At 44.1% G+C, this 20,416-nt stretch carries 18 protein-coding genes and 1 pseudogene; 16 read left to right on the top strand and 3 right to left on the bottom strand.

The window, feature by feature from the left end:
- The first annotated feature begins 57 nt into the window (after positions 1 to 57).
- The 15 genes and pseudogenes from HMPREF1254_RS04915 to HMPREF1254_RS04995 all read left to right on the top strand — a co-directional run bounded on the left by HMPREF1254_RS04915 (position 58) and on the right by HMPREF1254_RS04995 (position 15,849).
- Positions 58 to 996, top strand: coding sequence for a glycosyltransferase (locus HMPREF1254_RS04915; RefSeq protein WP_023057533.1), 939 nt, complete (start codon positions 58 to 60; stop codon positions 994 to 996).
- 105 nt (positions 997 to 1,101) lie between these two features.
- Entirely contained in the window at positions 1,102 to 1,722 is a 621-nt protein-coding gene (locus tag HMPREF1254_RS04920; protein ID WP_023057579.1) for a serine acetyltransferase, read from the top strand.
- Positions 1,706 to 2,170, top strand: a complete 465-nt coding sequence (locus tag HMPREF1254_RS04925; protein ID WP_051331280.1) for an acyltransferase — start codon at positions 1,706 to 1,708, stop codon at positions 2,168 to 2,170. Before HMPREF1254_RS04920 ends, HMPREF1254_RS04925 begins: the two co-directional genes overlap by 17 nt.
- 37 nt (positions 2,171 to 2,207) lie before the next feature.
- Positions 2,208 to 3,245, top strand: coding sequence for a glycosyltransferase family 4 protein (locus tag HMPREF1254_RS04930; protein WP_023057594.1), 1,038 nt, complete (start codon positions 2,208 to 2,210; stop codon positions 3,243 to 3,245).
- A 615-nt stretch (positions 3,246 to 3,860) separates the two neighbouring features.
- Entirely contained in the window at positions 3,861 to 4,844 is a 984-nt protein-coding gene (locus tag HMPREF1254_RS04935) for an acyltransferase family protein (RefSeq protein ID WP_023057553.1), read from the top strand.
- Positions 4,845 to 4,877: 33 nt separating this feature from the next.
- Positions 4,878 to 5,702, top strand: coding sequence for a glycosyltransferase (locus HMPREF1254_RS04940; RefSeq protein WP_023057543.1), 825 nt, complete (start codon positions 4,878 to 4,880; stop codon positions 5,700 to 5,702).
- A gap of 47 nt (positions 5,703 to 5,749) precedes the next feature.
- Positions 5,750 to 6,637, top strand: coding sequence for a glucosamine inositolphosphorylceramide transferase family protein (locus HMPREF1254_RS04950; protein ID WP_155945423.1), 888 nt, complete (start codon positions 5,750 to 5,752; stop codon positions 6,635 to 6,637).
- Positions 6,634 to 7,689 (top strand): glycosyltransferase family 4 protein, encoded by a 1,056-nt coding sequence (locus tag HMPREF1254_RS04955; protein ID WP_036879314.1) that lies wholly within the window; start codon positions 6,634 to 6,636, stop codon positions 7,687 to 7,689. Before HMPREF1254_RS04950 ends, HMPREF1254_RS04955 begins: the two co-directional genes overlap by 4 nt.
- A complete protein-coding gene (locus tag HMPREF1254_RS04960) occupies positions 7,686 to 8,804 on the top strand; it encodes a nucleotidyltransferase domain-containing protein (RefSeq protein WP_023057526.1) in 1,119 nt (372 codons plus the stop codon). The genes HMPREF1254_RS04955 and HMPREF1254_RS04960 overlap by 4 nt, the downstream gene beginning before the upstream one ends.
- A 12-nt stretch (positions 8,805 to 8,816) precedes the next feature.
- Positions 8,817 to 9,986 carry a glycosyltransferase family 4 protein gene (locus HMPREF1254_RS04965; RefSeq protein ID WP_023057555.1) on the top strand — a complete coding sequence of 390 codons (1,170 nt, stop codon included), beginning with the start codon at positions 8,817 to 8,819 and terminating at the stop codon, positions 9,984 to 9,986.
- Positions 9,987 to 10,033: 47 nt separating this feature from the next.
- Positions 10,034 to 10,918 (top strand): ACP S-malonyltransferase, encoded by an 885-nt coding sequence (gene fabD, locus HMPREF1254_RS04970; protein WP_023057519.1) that lies wholly within the window; start codon positions 10,034 to 10,036, stop codon positions 10,916 to 10,918.
- A 140-nt stretch (positions 10,919 to 11,058) separates the two neighbouring features.
- Positions 11,059 to 13,327 (top strand): annotated as a pseudogene (locus HMPREF1254_RS04975) (alpha-amylase family glycosyl hydrolase).
- 62 nt (positions 13,328 to 13,389) lie between these two features.
- Positions 13,390 to 14,364 (top strand): DMT family transporter, encoded by a 975-nt coding sequence (locus HMPREF1254_RS04985; protein WP_051331283.1) that lies wholly within the window; start codon positions 13,390 to 13,392, stop codon positions 14,362 to 14,364.
- A 135-nt stretch (positions 14,365 to 14,499) separates the two neighbouring features.
- Positions 14,500 to 15,078, top strand: a complete 579-nt coding sequence (locus HMPREF1254_RS04990; RefSeq protein WP_023057584.1) for a hypothetical protein — start codon at positions 14,500 to 14,502, stop codon at positions 15,076 to 15,078.
- 63 nt (positions 15,079 to 15,141) lie between these two features.
- Positions 15,142 to 15,849, top strand: coding sequence for a DUF6563 family protein (locus tag HMPREF1254_RS04995; RefSeq protein WP_036879309.1), 708 nt, complete (start codon positions 15,142 to 15,144; stop codon positions 15,847 to 15,849).
- Positions 15,850 to 16,170: 321 nt separating this feature from the next.
- On the opposite strand, the gene HMPREF1254_RS05000 is transcribed toward HMPREF1254_RS04995, so the two are convergent.
- Entirely contained in the window at positions 16,171 to 16,821 is a 651-nt protein-coding gene (locus tag HMPREF1254_RS05000; RefSeq protein WP_023057581.1) for an HD domain-containing protein, read from the bottom strand.
- Between the two features lie 85 nt (positions 16,822 to 16,906).
- Between HMPREF1254_RS05000 and menA the strand changes: the two genes are divergently transcribed.
- Positions 16,907 to 17,809 carry a 1,4-dihydroxy-2-naphthoate octaprenyltransferase gene (gene menA, locus HMPREF1254_RS05005; RefSeq protein WP_023057552.1) on the top strand — a complete coding sequence of 301 codons (903 nt, stop codon included), beginning with the start codon at positions 16,907 to 16,909 and terminating at the stop codon, positions 17,807 to 17,809.
- Here the strand turns inward: menA and HMPREF1254_RS05010 are convergent.
- The gene (locus tag HMPREF1254_RS05010) at positions 17,806 to 20,124 is read right to left on the bottom strand and encodes a putative porin (protein WP_036879306.1); all 2,319 of its coding nucleotides are present in this window, start codon (positions 20,122 to 20,124) and stop codon (positions 17,806 to 17,808) included. The two genes, menA and HMPREF1254_RS05010, sit on opposite strands and share 4 nt — an antisense overlap.
- On the bottom strand, positions 20,121 to 20,342 hold the full coding sequence (locus HMPREF1254_RS05015) for a hypothetical protein (RefSeq protein ID WP_004349897.1): 222 nt from the start codon (positions 20,340 to 20,342) through the stop codon (positions 20,121 to 20,123). Before HMPREF1254_RS05015 ends, HMPREF1254_RS05010 begins: the two co-directional genes overlap by 4 nt.
- Positions 20,343 to 20,416 lie beyond the last annotated feature (74 nt).

Here is a 20,416-nt window from a genome sequence, read left to right on the forward strand (position 1 = left end):
TTCTTTCAAGTTGCTTAGATTTTTTGCGCATCAATTAATAACAAAAATGGTATTGACATGTTAACAAAAGGTATAGTATCAGTCATAGTTCCAGCATACAATGTTAGTGATTATTTAGATACATTTTTTACTTGTATGATGAATCAGACGTATGAAAATATTGAGGTAATTGTTATAGATGATGGTAGTACTGATAATTCAGGGGAAATATGCGATAAATGGGCAAAAATGGAATCCCGGATTAAGGTATTTCATAAAGATAATGGTGGGTTAAGTTCTGCTCGCAATAAAGGAATAGAATTAGCTCAGGGAGAATGGATGACATTTCTTGATCCAGACGACACTGTTTCTTTTGGTTATATAGAATCGCTCTTATCTTTGACAACTGAAGATATTGATCAAGTAATTGGTGGGTGGGAGAGTAGAGATCAAGATGGTAATACAATTACTTCACTTCAGAGTACCGTTTCTGGTGTGATTTCAAAAAATGAGGCTATATTATGGGTTTTCCATCCTAAATATTTATGGCCAGGATTTGCATGGGGAAAGCTTTATCGTTCTTCTATAATTAAAGAAAACAATCTCCGATTCGATGAAAGTCAATGGCTGTGCGAGGATGGGGTTTTTTCAATTTTGTTTTTATGTAATATTCAGGGAAAGGTATCGTTTACGACAGAACCATTGTACTATTATTTGGTAGATAGAATAGGAAGTAATACATATAAGTCAAACGAAAAATATTCAGAGAAAGTATTGCATGAATTTTATGGTTATGTCAAAATGTTTAAAATGCTAAGTGAATATCATATAAATAGCCCAAAAACTCGCTTATTCGCAAAATGGAATGTTTATGTGATGTACCGTCGTTTAATAAGAAAACTTGATAGATTCAAAGTCTTTGCCCCACGAGCAGAACTTTATGAAACATTGATCTCAATCATCCCTACCTGGCAATTACCTTTCTTTTCTTTAATATTACGTTTCAAAAGAAAATAGGAAGATAATGTCCAATGTTACTATTGGTGTGCAAAATCAGATATATTTGGTATTGCTGATTTTATGGGATAGACAACACATAAAAATCACTTCACAATTGTTACTATGCAATATGAATTTGTAAAAGAGATAGGGTCAAATATACCAATACCTTCTTCTTATAAGGATGTACGCATTTTAGTTCAAAGTGACTATTATCGCTTTATGGGTAGAAAAGCCTCTTGGTTCGTTATGTTTTGTAAGACGCTTATTGAACCAAGTTTTGCATTCTTATTTTGGCATCGAATATCTGCTCTTAAAAGACGCAATCCGCTCTATATCATTGCAAAAATTCTACATCGCCATTACATGTTTAAGTACTCATTACTGATACCTTCTTCAACAAAAATAGGATATGGGCTTTATTTAGGACATCCTTCAGGCATCATTATAAATCATACGGCTATCATTGGTAATAATGTTAATCTAAGCCAGTTTACAACTATTGGTTCTAACGAAGGAAAAGCAGCCATGATTGGTGATAATGTCTATATCGGGCCGTCTTGTTGTTTGATTGAAGATGTAAAGATTGGGGCAGATGTTACTATTGGTGCTGGAGCTATTGTAACAAAGGATATACCAGAAGGTGCGGTTGCGGTAGGAAATCCTGCTAAAGCTTTACAAAACACAAAGAATGTTGATTATATCAATAATAAATGGAGAACTGAGTATGGCACCACTATATAAAAGAATAGAGTTAAAAATTTATCTGTTATTTCATCGTAAACTTTGGGGCAAGTCAATTCAGCTTGATGGTCTTCCCGAGATTCAAGTTATAGATCACTTAACTATCGGGCATAACGTTTCTATTAACGATCATGTCTTCCTGCAATGTCATGGAGGCATTACCATTGGTAATAATGTTACATTATCACGAAACACACAGATTCTTACGGGAGGCTTAGATTTAAGGAATTATTCAGAAAATGCACAGCAAAGATATCGTTCTCATACAGGTGGCCCAGTTCTCATTGACGATGGAGTATGGATAGCTGCAAATTGTGTTGTTGTCGGTGGTGTACATATACCAAAGAACTGTGTAATTGCCGCTGGTAGCGTTGTGAATAAAAGTTTATCTATTCCGAATGCATTATATGGTGGTGTTCCTGCTAAATTCATAAAAAAATTAGATTAGATGTCACATTTCAGATAAATCTATCTTTTTATATCTTATGTTCTTCTCTTATATCATTAACCATCTTGGTCAAACCGGTGTCAATAATGTAGTGCTGGATCTGGTAAAGCAGATGACGGCGCATGGACATCAATGCTGTGTTTACTATTTTAAGGATACACCACATCCCTTGGATTATCCTTGTGAGACCAGAAAGGTTCAAGGGAAGGGTATAGATTTCAACGCATGGGATGTCATTCATACGCATGGATTGAAAGCAAATCTTTATGTTCTGAGACATAAACCATGCAACTGTAAAGCAAAATGCGTAGCGACGCTGCATTGTTATGCCTTCCAAGACTTTAAAGATTTGTATGGTGCCATACAAGGATTTCTGCTCGGATTGTTGTTTCTCCTCTCGGTAAAAAAACACGATAAAGTTGTTACTCTCAGTCAAGATGCCATGCAATATTATAGCAAGTGGATTAGAAGAGAAAAATTGACATACGTTTACAATACGCGTGACCTTGATGTGAAGGCAGACCTGACAGAGAAAGAGAAAAGGGAACTGTTGAATTTCAAAGGGCAAAATTCTATCTTGATTGGTATGAACTGTGTGCTACTCATCCGAAAGGGAATTGATGTGATGTTGCAAGCGATGAGACTGTTGCCCACAAAGTACAAACTTTTCATAGCTGGAGACGGTAAGGAAAAAGAAAATTTTAAGAAGATGGTAGAGATCTATAAATTATCTGATAGGGTTTATTTTGCAGGTAACAGACCCAACGCATATAGATACCTACCTTATTATGATATTTATGCATTACCAAGTAGAAGTGAAGGTTTCCCCTTATCATTGCTTGAGGCTGCCGTTTATCAGACAAAAGTCGTAGCATCGCGATTGCCCATTGTGGAAGAGTGCTTTTCTGACGAACAGGTGGTTAAGTTTAGCATGCCCAATGCAGAAGAACTCGCAAACAGTATTGAACGCGCCGTAAAGTCAAACGTGTTAGGCTCAAATCTCCATCAGCGCTTTGTGGATGATTATTCGCCTTCTGTTTTTTATCAAAAATATCTTCAGATATATACTGATTAACAACTATTTTTTTTACGTTGCTTATGGCTATAATATGGGGTGATAAAGGCCAACGAAAGCACATTCAAAATAATATTTTTGTCCTGTAATTTTACCAAAAAACGGCCGTTGAAAATCTTCAAAATAGAAAAAATCAATAGGCAAACGATACACAAAAATGGGCTGATTTTAACAAAATAAATGTCTTTTCAAGATGAAGTATTGATTTAACGCCCTTGAAAACACGCATTAGAGGTGTTATTTACATGTAATAACCACATTAAAGCATGCAACTTGCAGGCTTATCTCAATGCTTTAGCCGCAAAAAAATGATAAAATTAGGAATGAAAAGAGATGATTTTGTTTTAACATACTCAATAACAGTAAATTACAAACATTGCTCATATCTCGCGTATTTGCGACCAACTTTGCCATTGGTTGTTTTTATGCGAGTTATGAGAGGCACTTTGTAAAGATAATTCAGTATTTATGAGTCTCAAATATATCATATCGCCAATATTATATACTCTGTTTTGTGAGCGTATTTTGAAGATAAATCATTCTTAAATAAACAAACTTTGGTTGTACCTTTTAATAAAAACATTTTCCGAAACTCGAATAGATAGATAATCTCTCATGGAGAAGACACGTATTTTTTCTATTGATGCGCTCAAGGCATTTGCCATACTTGCAGTGATAACAGGTCACTTGCCGTTTTATTGTTATTATGGCTGGAATATTGAACCCAATCCCAGTAGTTTAGCGACATTTGTGGGTTTGTTCCACATGCCTTTGTTCATGCTGCTCAGTGGACTTGTAACAAATGTACAGCAATTTTCATTGGCGAAGAAAATGAAGTTGCTGATTCCTTTCTTTGTGTTTGGACTGCTGTTTACTTATACCATGGGGAGTGGCAATGCCATATATTTCATGATTAATGAGGCAAAGGCGGGTTATTGGTTCTTGTGGGTATTACCTCTTTACTTTGTGCTGTTGCATGTGATACGAAAATTACACCAGCCTTTCATTGGCGGAGCTGTCGTGGTGCAAGTATTGCTGATGGTACTTCATTTCTATTTCAGGCGTACTGAGGTGGGTACCACCTTATCCACCGATCATTTGTGGGCTTTGTGGCCTTTCTTTTCATTAGGTGTAATTTTGAAAAACAAGGAATGGCAGCATTGGCACGTCAATAAACTGATACCTGTGTTTGCAATATTGAGTATTATTTCGTTAATAACCCTTAATAAAATAGGGGGGGGTAATGAAATATTGTTAAAATTGTGTACGGATTTAGTTGGCTTTCCTTTGTGCTTATTTTTCTTGTTTTTGTTTGTTTGGTTAGAACAACAATACAAGGGTAAGACTTCAAGGGTAAAAAGTGTGCTGAAGTGGACTGGAACTTTGATAGGGACGAACACATTGCAGATTTATGTAATCCATTATTTCTTGATAATGCCTTTCAATCTTAAAATGTTTGGCAATTATATGATAGAAAATAACTTAGTGGCGTTGGAGTATTTAATAAGTCCTTTGTTGTCCATGATGATAGCTATCCTTTGTGTGTATATCTCAAAGGCATTGTATGCAATGCGGTTAGGATTTGTTTTTGGTAGATAATGATGAACGCTGGGACTAAAAAAATAAAAGAGCATGAGTAAGTTGAAGTTTTCTGTCATCATGTCGATTTATAAGAACGACAACCCTGAATATTTGCAGGTGGCTTTGGACAGCATCATTCATCAAACGCAGGTGCCAGACGAGATTGTGCTGATAGCCGATGGTCCTGTACCACAAGAATTAATAGATGTGGTGGATAATACGAAAACTCGGTTTGCGGACTTGCATGCTTATTATCAGGACAAGAACAGAGGATTGGGTGGAGCGTTGCGCATTGCCGTGGAAAAGGCACAGTATGATTATCTTGCCCGCATGGACAGCGATGACATTTCGTTGCCCGACCGTTTTGAGAAGCAGATGAGATGTTTTGAGGAAGACCATGAGTTGGCGGTAGTAGGGGGGATGATAACCGAATTTGTCGACTCGCCCGAGCATGTGGTAAGCAAGCGTATATTGCCTTTGGACGACAGGGGTATCAAGCGGTTTATGCAATCGCGGTGTGGTGTGAATCATGTTACGGTTGTCATGAAGAAAAGTGAACTGCTGCGTGCCGGCAATTATCAGCAGGATTTCAAGCAAGAAGATTATTTTCTTTGGGCGCGCATGATTGAGGCTGGATGCAAGTTTCGCAACATTCCCGACATTGTGGTGAATGTGCGTTCGGGCAGAGACCAATTTGCACGAAGAGGTGGTATGGCGTATTACAAGGATGTGCTTGCCCTGAACAAGTGGATGTGGCAACACGGACTCATATCCCTTCCCAAAATGATATACAATGATATGGTGCGTGGCACCGTACAGTTCCTCCTGCCCAACAATGTGAGAACCTGGGTGTATCAACGCTTTCTGCGAAAATAAAGCTAAAAGGCTGGTTCTTCACTTAACACTCGCTTCTACGAATGCTTTTGGAACGTATATACAACCATGTTGTCAGGGAGAAACAATGGAACATTGGATTTCCCGACAAGTCGTTGGAGGAGTTGGTGCATGGTGCATCTTTCTCCGTTCGTATGCTTCGGCATTCGTACACTGACCGTTGGTTTGCCGACCCTTTTGTGTTGGAGGTGACGGATGAAGAAATCTTGCTTTTGGCAGAGGATTATGACATACACTTGAGACGTGGTCGCATATCGTTGTTGACAGTGGAGCGCAACACACTCGAACTGAAGAAGCTCACGCCTGTCTTGGATGTGGCACGGCATCTCAGCTTTCCTTGCATCGTTCGCAGGAATGACAAAGTGTACATCATGCCCGAGAATCTTTTTGGCGAAGGACTTACGTTGTATGAGTTTGATCAGAAGACGTACAGTTGCCGTAAAGAGAAAGTAGTGTCGACACAACCTCTGGCGGATGCCGTCCTTACGGATGTGCTTGGGGAGGAGATGCTGTTGGGAACTTACTTGCCGTATGACAATCCTGTATTGCATACGTTTGTTTATAATGCCCAAGGAGAGGAGGTACGACATGAGTCATACGTTTTTGCAGACAAGACGGCTCGCAATGCAGGAGCGTTTTTTGAATGTGATGGTAAGCTATATCGACCCGCACAAGACGGAAAGCTCTATTATGGGCAGGGCATTGTCATACAACAGGTAACAAAAGATGAGACAGGCAGACTCGCATTTCATGAGGTATGCCGACTTTCATCGCCCACAACCGGCCAGCCGTCGCGCATACACACGCTCAATAGTTATAAAGGCGTAACGGTAGTAGACATGGCTACGTGCCAACATCCGCATATTGCTCGGATGGCTGTACAATTAAAAAAGCATTTCTGCGTTATCAAGAGGTGAAGATAGCTTATGTGGTTTCTGCGCTGAGGCACGCAGGTCCAGTGTCTGTGGTCATGCAACTGGCGAAGCAAATGGTTGCGCATGGTCATGAGTGCAAGGTGTTTTACTTTGACGAGAACATCTTTGAACTTCCTTTTCCCACGGAGAAGGTAGACGGATACCGCCCCATCAACTTTGCCCACTACGATATTGTGCATGCCCATGGCATACGTCCCAATTTGTATCTTACCTTTTACAAGCCGTGGTTTGGCAAGAAAACAAAATTTGTAACCACGGTACATTGTTATATATGGGAGGAGTTTCGGTACATATTTGGAAATGTCGGAGGCTCTCTTTTCAGTCTGTTGTTCTTGGCTTCTGTCAGGACGTTGGATAAGGTAGTGGTGCTCAGCGATGATGCCGTTGGTTATTATTCACGCTGGGTGAACGCACAGAAACTGGCTCGTTGCTACAATGGCATAGATAAGCCACAGGGTAGGCTGTCCGTTAAGGAAGAAGAACAAGTGCAGCAATTCAAGGCAGGTCACACGCTCATAGGTACATGTGCCTCTTTGGTGAAGATAAAGGGAGTGGAACAGTTGATACAAGCCCTTGCGCAGTTGCCAGACAGGTTTCGACTGTTGGTGATTGGCGAAGGAAACTTGCGCTTGCCTCTTCAACAGCGATGTGCAGAATTGGGCATTTCCCAAAGGGTAATGTTCATGGGTTTTGTTCCCGAAGGACATCGATACATGCCACTTATGGATGTGTATGTGCAGACAAGTTTGAGCGAGGGCTTTTGCCTGTCACTGACAGAAGCAGCCATGTATGGAAAGAAGATAGTATGTGCAGACATTCGAGGGATGAAAGAAAAATATGCGGATGATGAGATTACCTATTATCAATCAGGACGCTCGGATGATTTGGTACAGAAAATCCTGCAAGCAGAAAAGGATGAAGACAAGCCGCTTCGTGCCAAACAAAAGGCATGCGAGCAGTTCTCTTCTGTGAGTTTGTACGAGGCATATCACGCCTTGTATCTGCAGCTTGTGCAAAATAAGAATTGCAAATGACGACATTTACGGATACAGAAAGAGTTTTCCTTGAACTGTACAAGGCAGGAGTGTGGGGAGAGATTGCCCACAAAGACGTTCTTGTAGGTAAGCATATAGACTGGAAAGCCGTGCTGGGCATGGCAGAGAAACAAGCTGTTGTAGGCAATGTGTCTGATGGTATTTCGCTATTGAGAGAGACAGAGATGCCACAGCCATTGAAGATGAAGCTGATAACGTATGTGCTCACCATCAGGAAAAACAACGAAATGATGAATGCTGCCATCCCCGAGATATATCACTTGCTGGAAGATATTGGTGTCGTGCCTGTCTTGCTGAAAGGACAAGGGGTGGCACAAAACTATCGTGATCCACTTTCAAGACAGTCGGGAGATGTCGACCTATATATTCCCGATACGCAACAGATATCCGATGCTTACAAGTTGTGTCAACAAAAAATGAAAATGATAGAGCCTCTCACCACCGATACAATGGAGGCTGTTTTTCAGTATCGCCATGTAGTGGTGGAGCTGCATGGTCGCATCAATGCGTATGTGAATAAAACCTTGGAACGTCGGTTCCCCGCTTGGTGTGATGCAATGTTTCGTGAGGAGAAGGAAAGAAAGGTCTGTATTGGAGGAGGCTTTGCTGTGCTGCCTCCCTTGCGGTTAGATCTTGTCTTTGTCTTTGTACACTTGACAAGACATTATTTTGGTGGCGGAATAGGTTTGAGGCAGATAGCCGACTGGATGCGCCTGCTTTATGCAAATCATGCGGATATTGACCAAGAACAGTTGGCGCATGACGTAACGTATTTGGGCATAGAGAAAATTTGGAACGTGTTTGCCGCCATGGCTGTTGACTTCTTGGGATACCCCAAAGACAAGATGCCACTTTATAACGAGCGGTATGCGGACATGGGCAAACAGGTGCTGCGTTATGTGTTGGACTCGGGAAACTTTGGTTATCACGATGTACGCACAAAAAGTAAATCCAAGAATTATTATGTGCGCCGATGCAAGGCTTTTACTGGAAATATGAGTAAAATTCTGCGTAACTTCTTCATGTTTCCTCACGAGACCATATACAACATTCCAGGTTATTTGAAAAGTGGCATCAAGCGAACAAGATTTTAAGTAGAGAGCATTATGAATTTGAAGTTTCTTCTTTTAGGCATTGTCATTCCTTTTATCAGTGCATTTGCGTTGGTGACTTGGATTCATCCTTTAATAGTTAAACTTGCCAAACAAAAAGGAATGGTTGACAATCCCGATGCTCGCAAGCTGCAGAAAGCACCTGTTCCCGTATTGGGCGGCATTGCTGTCTTTTGGGGAGTTGTGTTGGGGGTGGGCTTGACGAGTGCAGTCTTTGACAGTTATATTTTCTTTCCTGCTTTTGTTACCATTACGGTGATGATGTATTTAGGCACGTTGGATGATCTCATAGGATTGAGCGCATGGTTAAGACTGATAGTCGAGTTCTGTGTAATCTTGTTTTTGATATCTACCGAGCACAAATTTATTGACGACTTTCATGGCGCCTTTGGCATACACCAGCTGAACGAATATGTTGGCATTGCGCTTTCTTCGTTTGTGGGTGTCGGTATCATCAATTCAATTAACTTGATTGATGGTGTAGACGGACTTTCTTCTGGATTTTGCATGTTCGTTTGCGCCCTCTTCGGTTATGCCTTCATGACATCGGGTTACGGGTCGATGACCGTGCTGGCTTGGATATGTGTGGCTTCCTTGCTTCCTTTTTTCCTGCACAACGTTTTCGGCAAAACGTCAAAGATGTTTATTGGCGACAGTGGAACGCTCATGCTGGGCACTCTCATGAGTATTTTTGTTTTTCATATTTTGGAAACCAAATCCATGGTGGCCTATAATTATCCTAACATGGGGGTGGTGGCTTTTACGCTTTCTGCTCTGTCCATTCCAGTTTTCGACACTTTGCGTGTCATGTTTCTACGCATGTTGAGGGGAGGCTCTCCATTCCATCCAGACAAGTCGCATCTTCACCATTTGTTCATAGAGATAGGTTTTTCGCATATCGGTACAACCGTGTCGGTATTGGCACTCAATGCCTTTAATGTGTTGTGTTGGTTTATCTCTTATCAGTTAGGTGCTTCTGCCACTGTCCAACTGCTGGTAGTAATCATGATAGGTGTGTTCAATACGGTAGGTTTTTATTACATTGTGCGAAGGTTGAATCACCAACGCATGCCCTATAAAATATTAAAACGAATTGCAGTCATGTCTCACATTGAGGCAGGTTGTTTCTTTATGAGTATTAGAAAATTTGTAGACCGCCATTAGCTTGGCGCATCTGCTTACATCAGATTTAATCAAACAAAAAAACAAGTATGAAAGCATTTGTATTTCCCGGTCAGGGATCCCAGTTCGTAGGAATGGGAAAAGAACTTTATGAAAATAACCAAACAGCTAAAGAGTTGTTCGATAAAGCCAACGAGGTGTTGGGCTATCGCATCACCGACATCATGTTTGCTGGTACCGATGAGCAACTCAAGGAAACCAAGGTGACACAGCCTGCCGTATTCTTGCATAGTGTCATTTCTGCACTCTGTATGGGCGATGCGTTCAAGCCCGATATGGTGGCAGGTCATTCTTTGGGCGAGTTTTCTGCATTGGTGGCAGCTGGTGCGTTGAGTTTTGAAGACGGTCTCAAATTAGTTTATGCTCGTGCCATGGCAATGCAGAAGGCTTGTGAGGTAGCACCGGGAACCATGGCAGCCATTATTGGTTTGCCAGATGAAAAGGTAGAAGAGATATGTCAAGAGGTGAGCAAAGAAGGAAAAGTAGTCATTCCAGCTAATTATAACTGTCCTGGACAATTGGTTATCTCTGGAGATAAGGAAGGTATTGAGGAGGCTTGTGAAAAACTAAAAGCTGCGGGAGCCAAGCGTGCGTTGCCATTGAAGGTGGGAGGTGCATTCCACTCGCCATTGATGCAGCCTGCCAAAGACGAGTTGCAAAAGGCGATAGAGGCTACCACGGTGAATACACCTCAATGTCCTGTGTACCAGAATGTGGATGGGAAACCTTATACCGATGCAGCCAAGATTAAGGCAAACCTTATTGCCCAACTGACCAGTAGCGTTCGTTGGACAACAACGGTACAGAACATGATTGCCGATGGTGCCACCGACTTTACCGAATGTGGACCTGGCAAGGCTTTGCAGGGCATGATAGGACGCATCAGCAAGGAAGTGACAGTGCACGGCATCTAAACGAACGAAGTATCTAAACTGTATTGAGCTTTGTCATCTTGCCTTGTTGGCTGGATGACAAAGCTCAATTCTTACCTCTCAACAACGTTAACATTATCGATGAACAACTCTCCTCACAGGGAGAAATAAGGAAAGATTACATGCAAATCTATCAAATCTTTACTCGCCTTTTTGGCAATCAAAACATGACCCGCACACCCCATGGAACGCTGGAAGAGAATGGAGTGGGGAAGATGAACGACATCACCACGACCGTGCTCAATCGTATTCACGACATGGGGTTCACGCATGTGTGGTTCACGGGTATTGTTCGCCATGCAACGACAACCGATTACTCTACCTACGGCATCCCTCGTCAACATCCAGCCATTGTGAAGGGAAAGGCTGGATCGCCATACGCTATTACCGATTATTATGATGTCGACCCCGATCTTGCCGTGTATGTGCCGAAGCGTATGGACGAGTTCGATGCTTTGGTGAAGCGTACGCACAAGGCAGGCATGAAAGTGATTGTTGATTTCGTCCCCAATCATGTGGCTCGGCAGTACCACTCCATTTGTAAACCTCAGGGAGTGAGAGACTTGGGGGAGAACGATGATGTAAACAAGCACTTTGACATTCACAACAATTTTTATTATTGCCCAGGCTATCCTTTTAAACCTGCCATTGATTTGTGCAAGGATGCCAGCGAACCTTATCGTGAATATCCTGCCAAATGCACGGGTAACGATTGTTTTAATGCTTCGCCTTCAGCTAACGATTGGTACGAAACCGTCAAGCTGAACTATGGCATTGATTATACCGATGCTGGTGGACGCAGTGAACATTTCGACCCCATGCCCGACACGTGGCGACAGATGACAGACATCTTGCTGTTTTGGGCTTCCAAGGGAGTGGACGGCTTCCGTTGTGACATGGCAGAGATGGTGCCAACGGCTTTTTGGCAGTACGCTATTGGTAAGCTCAAGGCTACCTATCCTCATGTCATTGTCGTTGGCGAAGTGTACAATCCCACCCTTTATCGGGCGTATATCGCTTCGGGATTTGATTACTTATATGATAAGGTGGGCATGTACGACTGTTTGCGCGACATCGTATGTGGCAAGCGTCCAGCCCATCACATTACCCGCCAATGGCAATCCGTGGATGATATCTTGCCAAAGATGCTCTATTTCTTGGAAAACCACGACGAACAACGTATCGCCAGCGACTTCTTTTGTGGCAGTGCCGAACGTGCCTTGCCGGCTTTCATGGTATGCGCATGGCTGCACACCAATCCTGTCATGGTGTATGCCGGACAGGAGTTTGGCGAGCGAGGCATGGATGCAGAGGGATTCAGCGGACTTGACGGCAGAACGACCATATTCGACTACTGGGCAATGAAGTCTATCATTGAAGGATATTATCAAAGAGAAAAAATGGACAAGCGCAGCCAACGGCTTTCAGAAGTGTATCAGAAAATACTGCAATTGTGTCATCAGCCAGCCATTGCGCAAGGACAGTTCTTCGACTTGATGTATGCCAACAGTCAGCACTCGGCATTGTTCAACCCTGATGAGCAGTATGTTTTCTTGCGTAAATCGGCAGAGCAACTCTTGTTGATTGTCGTGAATTTCTCGCCCAATCAGCAAACAGTGCACGTCAACATTCCAGAACATGCCTTCAACTATTTACAAATGTCGCAAGGTAATTGCAGAGCCATTGACTTGATGACCAACAAAGAACAAACCGTAGCGTGGCAAGTTGGTCGGCCTTTTGTAACACAGGTGATGGGCTATGGCAGTAAAATTTATGAAATAATACGTCATGAAGTCTGATTTTTCAGCTCTAACCTACTCGAAAACTCCCCATTCTCGTCAAATGACAGAGGATGGGGAGTTTTCGTTTAGGGTTCTTTTGTTCGTTTCTACATTTATGGCTATCTTTGTCTTTTCATAAAATAACAAGATTGTGTTGGTAATTCAAGAGCGGGAAGTGTCATTCCCACCGGCCCATACTGCAGAGCATTTACTCAATCAATTGATGCATAGAATGTTTGGATGTGAGCGTTCAAACAATGCACACATTGAGCGAAAGAAAAGTAAGATGACGTTTGTTCTCGATCGTAAACCAGACAAACGTGACGAGAAAGATATTGAAACTCGTATGAACGAGTTGATACAACAAGATTTGCCCGTGACGTTTGAAGTGGTTGACAGGCAACATCTTCCCGAAGGAATCTGCTTAGACCGCCTGCCTGCCGATGCTTCCGAAGCGATTCGCATTTGCCGCATTGGCGATTACGACGCTTGTCCGTGTATCGGAAAACATGTGCGTTCAACCTCACAAATAGGACGGTTCGAACTGTTGGGAACCAACTGGGATGAACATAAAAAAGCCTTTAGAGTTCGGTTTAAAATCATTCCATAAGGCTTCTTTTTCATTTCTCCCCACTTCTTTTAAAACTCATTTTCATTGTGATGGAACAAAATATGGATTCTATAGTTCACGAACATATTCCTACCAAGCATTTTAATCGTGCCCCTTTGCTGGCTCACCTGAGCATGTTTTCGGCCTGTGCCATCTGGGGACTCATGGCTCCTATCGGTAAAGATGCCATGCTAAATGGGGTGAATGGCGTGAGTATGGTTTCGTTTAGAGTGCTGGGCGGAGCCATTTTGTTTTGGGTGAGTTCGCTTTTTGTCAAGCGCGAGCATGTACCTCTACGAGATGTATTGTGGTTTATTGGTGCCGCCGTTTTCGGATTGGTCTGCAATCAATGTTGTTTTACCATCGGCTTAAGCTACACTTCTCCCATCAATGCCAGCATCGTGACAACCTCTATGCCCATATTTGCCATGGTGTTGGCGGCACTCATTTTGAAAGAACCCATCACGGGTAAAAAGGCAATGGGCGTGTTGATAGGATGTTGCGGTGCGCTGATTTTGATATTAACCAGTATGACCGCAGGCGATGCCAAGGTTGGTGACATTCGCGGCGACCTGATGGTCATGGGGGCGCAGCTGTCTTATGCTTTTTATTTATCCACATTCAACAAGTTGGTGAAGCGGTATTCGGTCTTTACCGTCAACAAATGGATGTTTCTATGGGCCACCTGTCTCATCTGGCCGTTTTCTTTCCGTGAAGTCATGGATATTCCTTGGGCGGCTGTTTCTACTAAAACCTGGTTGGAAACCGCCTATGTTGTTTTCTTTGGTACGTTTGTCGGATACATCCTCGTCATCTCTGCCCAACGCGTGTTGCGCCCAACGGTGGTCAGTTCCTACAACTATGTGCAGCCCATTGTGGCCGTTGTCGTGACGGTACTCACGGGAATGGGCATCTTCAAATGGACGCATGGCCTTGCTGTTCTCATGGTGTTTGTGGGCGTTTGGATGGTCACCAAGTCAAGGTCGCGTCACGACATGATGGACAATAAGGGCGAGTTGACCCGTGATTCGGCTTAGCACTCTGCAAAAAATGTCAGTAAGGTCTGTGAAGAAAAGCAACTTTTGTCGATAAACAAATAGAACAAAAAAGCTGTTTTTTTTGTAAAATTTGGATTTTTGTTATCTTTGTACATCAATTTAAAGCTAACAAATATGAAGCGAACACTTTTATGGGCCTTCTGCAGTCTCTTTGCAATCTTCGTGAGTGCCCAGCAGCCTGTTGATACTGCTGTGAAACCAGACCGCACAGAGGCGCTGCCAAACATGATTCGACTGAATTACGGGCTTGGCATCATGACATCCAAGTTCGAGGATGTGAGAGAAACTTACAATTCAAGCTCAGTCGCAACGCTGAGCCTTGACTATGAGCATTTGTGGGACAATGGGCTGGGCTTTGGCATTCATGCCAGCAAAAACCACTTTAGTAAGCCCAACTGCAATGTGCTCTTCGTGGGAGGTAGCTTTGTCGCCACATGGACAACCGACAAAGGCTGGCGATGGGAAGGAGCGGTAGGCATGGGCTTTGCCCGCAATGATCTGGAACAGCGGGACCAGGAAAACGGGCTTGGACTTCTTTCCATTCTTGGTTGCACCTATAAGTTGTCACGCCATTGGGGCATCGGAGCCGACCTCAGGCAGCTTACTTCCATCTATCGTAAGCCCGCCGGATGGGAAGGTCAGTTTGGATTCAACCACTATCAGTTAGGCATCGGCCTGGCTTATTTGTTTTAACCGCTTGCATTGTTGTCACATTCTGACGGAAACAAGGACAAACACTATTAATCTCAGTTAGATATGAAAAAGATTCAAACAAGCACTGCCGCCGTAGCTATGAGCCTGTTGCTGGCCACGGCCTCTTTCGTTCCAGTTCATGCACAGAATGAGTCGGAACAGGTAGAAAAAGAACATACGCACAAGTGTGTGAGCATTAAATACTGCAACAATAACGAGGAATTGGCCGCAGGCGAATGGAAAACTGCCGACAGCGTGACTGTGATCACCAAGACGCGCAACCAGCAGATGTGGTGGGGCGGAAACGATTTCAGGTTCGACTCGCACGACAAGCAGGTAAAGAAGCTGCTCAAGAAGGATGCTTTCGCCATTATGTATGGCGACACGCTCTTGCTGAACACCCGTCCGTACAAGGATCGTGGATGTGCTTTCGGCAACGGATATGCCCGAGCCTTCCAGATGAGCGACGGCCATCTGCTGCTCACCTACCTCAATGTGCATGAAATGAGCAGTCGCGCTACCATTGGTGGAATGTTCGGGCTCATTGGTGCGTTGGCCACGGCTGCCGCCTCCAAGAAAGTAGCCAGCCAGAATGTGTGCTACGTCATCACGCCTGGCAACAAGAAAGCCTTGATAGTTGACGAGAAGCTCATGGCGGTTTTGCTCAACGATCATCAGCCCCTGCTCGACGAATACCGTTCTGTAGAAAAGAAGAAGCGGCTCCATGCCGAGACCGTCATGCCGCTGTTGAAGAAGGCTGGCCTGTTGTAAGGACAGCCTGCCTACCCATGGCGGGCCACCGTTCGGATAGGGGGTGGCCTGTAGGGACGTGATTCGTCGCATCCCTACAGACGTGTTTTGAACTTCCGCGAATAATAGTTTTGTTTTGGATGGATAGGCTTCATCCGGCACGTCTGCCCCTTTCTCAGAATCCTATCGACAGATGTTCCGTAATTATCTCATTGACAATCGTTTGCAAACTCATTGACTTTACAGTCCAATAGCCATGCTTTTGGGCGGTAAAGTCAATGCAATTGGCTGCCAAAAGCATGGCTATGTGAAAAAAGTTCGTGAGCTTTTGGGGAAGACAAGTCAGCAGGTGTGCTGGTTGCCCGTTTCCTCATCATAGAGATTGTCGAATTGCTGTCTTAGTTTTTCTGGATTCTCTATGATGCTGCGGATGGCTTTCAGGTGCTTTTCGTTAGGCGAGTTGGGTATCCAAAGCTTGATGTAGCCTGTGTTGGAATATTTTTCTTGCAGGTGAGCCAGAAAGCGACGCCACTGTTCTTCGCGGCTCTTTCCCGGCTCGTTTTCCAAACCAAACTGTACCGCGCGGCGAAAAACATGCTCTGGTTCGAGGTCTCTGTCAGCCTCGGCCACAATCTTTCCATAAATGCTGCGTGGCGAATGGGATGCGCTGGCACGGTGATCTTCAACGGCTTCGCGCATGATGCGTATCTGTTCAGGTGAGAACCATCGCTTCAATCGCGCGTCAGCAGCAAGAATTTTTCCTCCAGTGAGGTGATGAATGGCTCTCGGTCCAGACATGCCGATGTCGTGATAGGCCGCTACGGTGTATGCCATGTTTACATCTGCCCCCATCCTTTTGGCCAGCTCGAGGCTTCCGCTTATGACATGCTGCACATGCCCCAATCCATGCGAAAGGCCAAACTCGTTGTATTTCGGGAGGATGTTTTGCTCGATGAAAGCCATTAAATCAAGGTTTACATTGTTTTCTATCATGCTTATGGGAGTTTATTGCAAATGTAAGAATAATTGTTTATTTTTGCAAACCAATCTCAAGAATATTCAACGAAAAACAATTTGTATGCATGCACCTCGTGTTCAACGCAACTCTCTTCAAGCTTGGCTCTTGGCCATGCGTCCCAAAACATTGTCGGGTTCGGCTGTTCCCGTGATGATTGCCACGGCATTGGCGCTGGCGAAGACCGACTGGAACGTTCGCATAGTGCCGGTATTGCTGTGTTTCCTCTTTGCTTTCATCATGCAGATAGATGCCAATTTTATCAACGACTATCTTGATTTCAAGCGTGGAAATGATGATGAAACCCGACTGGGACCACGCCGTGCTTGTGCGCAAGGGTGGATTTCTCCGCAAGCCATGCGCGTAGGTATTGTCGTAACAACCTTGCTGGCTTGTGTGGTTGGACTGCCTTTGGTTTGCTATGGCGGTGTCGAAATGGTTTGGGTTGGACTTCTATGTGTGTTGTTTTGTTTTCTCTACACCACGCATCTGTCTTATCTCGGACTGGGTGATCTCCTGGTTCTTCTCTTTTTTGGCCTTATTCCTGTTTGTGTAACCTACTATTTGGCGATGCCGTCAACGATGAATCACGTTACTTGGGAAGTGGTGTTGAGTTCGCTGGCCTGTGGCGTCATCATTGATACCTTGTTGATTGTCAACAACTATCGTGATTTGGAGAACGACCGGCGGGCGCATAAGATGACCTTGGTAGTAAGGATGGGTGAATCCTTATCACGCAAAGTTTATCTCATGCTGGGATGGTTGGGATGCCTGTTGGGTATTGTGTATTTGTTCAATGGGCATCTTTGGGCCTTCATCTTCCCGATGATTTATTTGGTTTTGCATACGCGTACTTACCGTCGCATGCGTATCAAACAAGGTAAGGCGCTGAATCAAATCCTAGGCGAGACAGGGCGGAACATCTTTGTTTATGGTGTTCTGGTTTCTCTCGGGCTACTTATTTAATTGAAGAAGTTCCAGCTCAACCCAAAGCGGATGATGCTGCCGTTGAGCGGATAGTGAGGAACGAGGAAACTTGCCTTTGTGCCACTGCCCGCATTGGCATGACTGTACATCACGAAGAAGCGTGTTTGTTGTAAGTGGAAGTTCGCGTACGCGTTCACGATAGGGTAGTTGCCTATCTCAATGCGGTTGGTATTTTCCTGCACAACAAACTGACCTAAGGCCGGACTATAGTCAGGTGCATAGTACTTGGTGAAGTAGCGTACGTCGGCACCCACATCACATTTCAGTACTTTGGCTATCTTCAATCGGAAAAAAAGATTGGAGTAAATGTTGAGTTTCGGTAATGGCAACGCCGTTTGACTGGAAGAGTTTTGAAAGGTAATGACCGATTCCCAGTGCAAAGGTCCCCATGCTACATCCTGCGATAGTGAGGCTGTCAGCACGTTAATGGCTTCACTGCTTTGCCGAACACCAACCTGTGTGCCAATCCGCTGATACTGATTGTTGATGGTATAGGCTTGCGCCAGGTAGGTATAGTTGGTCAATTCGTCCACGGCAATGCGTAGTGAAGTCTTGGTCTTGGCATAGCTCAACAAGCCTTGAATACGCGTGTGTGTGGTGTTGCTCAAGTCATCATTGTCCCAAAGGAAATGACGTCCGTGATAATGACGGTAGTAAAAGGTGGGTTGATAGCGATGAAAGAACCCACTCGCTGCCAACTGTACGGTGTCACCAAACAGCTTGAAGTTGAGGTCGGCGGTGGCGTTGATGTCTATCTTGCCTGCATCTCGCCCTGCAACCCCCACCTCACCGGTCACTTCGTAGTGGAAAGTTTTGCCTTGTGTCTTGCTCAATTGCCCGCCGACGTATACGGAGTTTTCATTGTAAGTCGCCGTTCCCACTGTGTCGGGGAGCGTGAAATGCCGCAGTTCATGACTGACAAAAGCTTTCAATCCCGATTTGGCCCATTTGTTAAACCCTTCCAAGAGCGATAGTGCAAACGTGTTGTGTACACGGTAGTGCTTGGTGTTGTCATAAATGGAGTCACCTTTTAGCCATTCATCCATCTTGTATGTATTGGCATAGTAGTTGTCCGGTGTCTGGTATGCTTGATAAATGCGGGTGTAATTGTCGAACTTCAGTGTGTGTATGAAGCTGGTTACGGGCACATATTCGTTCTTTACCCAAGCCGTATCCTCATTTTCTTTCTTTTGTTTAGCCAACAAACTGTCTGCTGCCTGCTGACCGTTCACGACAATACGGCCGCTGTCTTGCGCTGCAGGAGTTGTCGACTCAACGCCTGCAATGACCGCGTCATCAGGCCGGCCGGCCAGCGGTTCTGTTTCTTTCAGGTCGTCATCGTTCAGTGTTCTGCCATCTTTCTTTGCCTGTTTCCTGGCCTTTTGTTTGGCTTTCTTCGCATCATTTTCTTTCTTCGCCTCCATGGCAAACTTCTTTGCCTTAATCTCTTCAGCCGTCATGGGTACTTTTCGATTGAAGCCAACGTTGTATCTATGACTGAAAAAAACGTGCTGATTATCGTTACGGTTCCAGTTCTGCTGCAATACCGTCGGTATTTCTGATGTTTGGTAGTTATCGTCAAAGCTCTCTGGGTTGGTGATGAATTTGTCATCTGTAATACCTCCATTCTCTGTATTCTTCTGATGATTGGTCGAGAAGAGCAGGTGAGCTTGATACCGTTCGCCGAGATAAGAACCGTACAGGGTGTAGTTGAAATGTGAAGACGCTTGGTTGGAATAATATCCACGTCCGTAGAGATAATCGAATTTAAATCCCAAACCTAACTTCTTGCCCGCATTTACGGCAAACTTAGCCGTGAAATGATCCTCCCCGTTGGTGCGGTTTCCAGCCGTATTGTATGTCAAGTTGGTGATGGGCGACAGCGTATTGGTGAAATGAAAATCGCCCGGAGCAACGATGAAATAGTCATAAGGTTGCGTAAAGATAAACTGTTGATCAGCACGTTGGCGATCAACGAACAGCCTATTGATGCGTGGTGCCCCCAGATTGCCCGTAGAATTGTATTCACCGCGCATGCCCGTTGTAAAGATGCTGTTGGGATACATGTGTGACAAGGTATCGGGAATGGCAGGAATGATGTCCCCAAAACGTTCGTTGACCGTCCAAACCTTCAGCCCTTTCGGAATCTCTTTGTTCTCATGAGTCGAGTCGTTGGACATGCCATCTCGTCGCGTGATGTTACCACTGGGGTCTATTTGATTATAGTCGTCTATCTGAGCAACCATAGTCAAGGACGATAGTAAAAGGAATATGGATAGTAAAAATCGAGTCATTTGTGGAATATGCGAATGCTGCATTCGGCCATTTTGAAGAACATGGCGGTTAGGATGATGATGATTCCAAGCGTTTCTTTTTGTGTAAAGAAATAGAAGATGACGCCTACCACGGCACCAATCATGAAGATGATGTTGAGTATGTTGCGAATCCAAAAGATTCTATCGCGTGGCGTTTCGCCTGTTCCTCTTTGTCGTCTTGGGTATTTTGCACTCATATAGATGTCGTGTTATCGCTTGAAAAAATAGTTTTTATCAGTGTTACTGCCCGCCTGATGATGCTCAGCTAGGC

Source organism: Prevotella sp. BV3P1 (assembly GCF_000479005.1).
Taxonomy (GTDB): domain Bacteria; phylum Bacteroidota; class Bacteroidia; order Bacteroidales; family Bacteroidaceae; genus Prevotella.

Excerpts from the sequence above, each read along its gene's own strand:
- HMPREF1254_RS04915 (WP_023057533.1), top strand. The coding sequence starts at position 58 with ATGTTAACAAAAGGTATAGTATCAGTCATAGTTCCAGCATACAATGTT.
- HMPREF1254_RS04920 (WP_023057579.1), top strand. The coding sequence starts at position 1,102 with ATGCAATATGAATTTGTAAAAGAGATAGGGTCAAATATACCAATACCT.
- HMPREF1254_RS04925 (WP_051331280.1), top strand. The coding sequence starts at position 1,706 with ATGGCACCACTATATAAAAGAATAGAGTTAAAAATTTATCTGTTATTT.
- HMPREF1254_RS04930 (WP_023057594.1), top strand. The coding sequence starts at position 2,208 with ATGTTCTTCTCTTATATCATTAACCATCTTGGTCAAACCGGTGTCAAT.
- HMPREF1254_RS04935 (WP_023057553.1), top strand. The coding sequence starts at position 3,861 with ATGGAGAAGACACGTATTTTTTCTATTGATGCGCTCAAGGCATTTGCC.
- HMPREF1254_RS04940 (WP_023057543.1), top strand. The coding sequence starts at position 4,878 with ATGAGTAAGTTGAAGTTTTCTGTCATCATGTCGATTTATAAGAACGAC.
- HMPREF1254_RS04960 (WP_023057526.1), top strand. The coding sequence starts at position 7,686 with ATGACGACATTTACGGATACAGAAAGAGTTTTCCTTGAACTGTACAAG.
- HMPREF1254_RS04965 (WP_023057555.1), top strand. The coding sequence starts at position 8,817 with ATGAATTTGAAGTTTCTTCTTTTAGGCATTGTCATTCCTTTTATCAGT.
- fabD (WP_023057519.1), top strand. The coding sequence starts at position 10,034 with ATGAAAGCATTTGTATTTCCCGGTCAGGGATCCCAGTTCGTAGGAATG.
- HMPREF1254_RS04985 (WP_051331283.1), top strand. The coding sequence starts at position 13,390 with ATGGATTCTATAGTTCACGAACATATTCCTACCAAGCATTTTAATCGT.
- HMPREF1254_RS04990 (WP_023057584.1), top strand. The coding sequence starts at position 14,500 with ATGAAGCGAACACTTTTATGGGCCTTCTGCAGTCTCTTTGCAATCTTC.
- HMPREF1254_RS04995 (WP_036879309.1), top strand. The coding sequence starts at position 15,142 with ATGAAAAAGATTCAAACAAGCACTGCCGCCGTAGCTATGAGCCTGTTG.
- HMPREF1254_RS05000 (WP_023057581.1), bottom strand. The coding sequence starts at position 16,821 with ATGATAGAAAACAATGTAAACCTTGATTTAATGGCTTTCATCGAGCAA.
- menA (WP_023057552.1), top strand. The coding sequence starts at position 16,907 with ATGCATGCACCTCGTGTTCAACGCAACTCTCTTCAAGCTTGGCTCTTG.
- HMPREF1254_RS05010 (WP_036879306.1), bottom strand. The coding sequence starts at position 20,124 with ATGACTCGATTTTTACTATCCATATTCCTTTTACTATCGTCCTTGACT.
- HMPREF1254_RS05015 (WP_004349897.1), bottom strand. The coding sequence starts at position 20,342 with ATGAGTGCAAAATACCCAAGACGACAAAGAGGAACAGGCGAAACGCCA.